General features: G+C 33.1%; 1 protein-coding gene and 1 pseudogene. One reads left to right on the top strand and one right to left on the bottom strand.

Annotated features, from left to right (window positions below; translation table 11 throughout):
- Positions 1-231, bottom strand: a pseudogene (locus tag ACRCJ0_RS16815) (helix-turn-helix domain-containing protein); the annotation flags it as partial.
- A 61-nt stretch (positions 232-292) separates the two neighbouring features.
- Here ACRCJ0_RS16815 and ACRCJ0_RS16810 point away from each other — a divergent pair.
- Positions 293-790 (top strand): GH32 C-terminal domain-containing protein, encoded by a 498-nt coding sequence (locus ACRCJ0_RS16810; protein ID WP_431391299.1) that lies wholly within the window; start codon positions 293-295, stop codon positions 788-790.
- Positions 791-803 lie beyond the last annotated feature (13 nt).

The raw sequence follows: 803 nt of genomic DNA, 5'->3' as shown, positions 1-803 counted from the left end.
CAAAAGAGTCGTTGTACCCGAGAATGAATTTCTGTATCTAGAAGTATGCGTTTACGACCACACTTTCTTCTCTTTCTTTGCTGATACTTTTCTTGTGCTTTTGAGGGAGAATAACTTTTTTTCTTGAATAGTATTCCGCTTTAGTTCTCTTGAAATTGTTGATTTTGCACGATTTAGTTGTTTAGAAATATATCCTAAAGACTTTCCTTGCTCATGCAATAGGAATATTATTTCGCGTTCATTAAATGAGTATCCTGTTTACCAAGATGGTTGGACAAATTGTTTAAATTTAGTGAAGGAATTGAAAGTAAAAGGAAACCAATTATATCAATATCTTGTAGAAGAAATGAACAAAACTAAACGATTGCTTGAAGAAAAAGCAGAGAAAATAAATGGTTTGGTAACTTTACACCAGCCAGATGAAAATGCTTATGAATTAGAAATTCTTCTTCCTGAAAATCAACAAGGGATCCTCTATCTTTTGGCAAATAAAGAGCGGACTCGCTACTTAAAAGTTGATTTTGACTCAGAACGAGGTTTTGTTGAAGTAGACCGCACGAATGTAGGGATTGGAAAGATGAATGAAACAAAATCAACACGTCAAAGTAAATTCCTTCCAAACAAAGAGTTGAAGATGAATATCTTCGTTGATACTTCATCCGTAGAAATCTTTTTCAATGATGGTTTGAAAGTATTATCGAGTCTTGCTTTCCCAGAAAAAGAAGATACATTTATCTTTTTGGAAATGAAAGAAAGTCATGTCAGTACGCGCCTTTTTAAAATTGAATAGAGCATTCAAATAG

Source organism: Aerococcus sp. L_32, from assembly GCF_050689315.1.
Note: the sequence above shows the minus strand (reverse complement) of the source record. Positions and strands in the feature narration are given on the sequence as shown.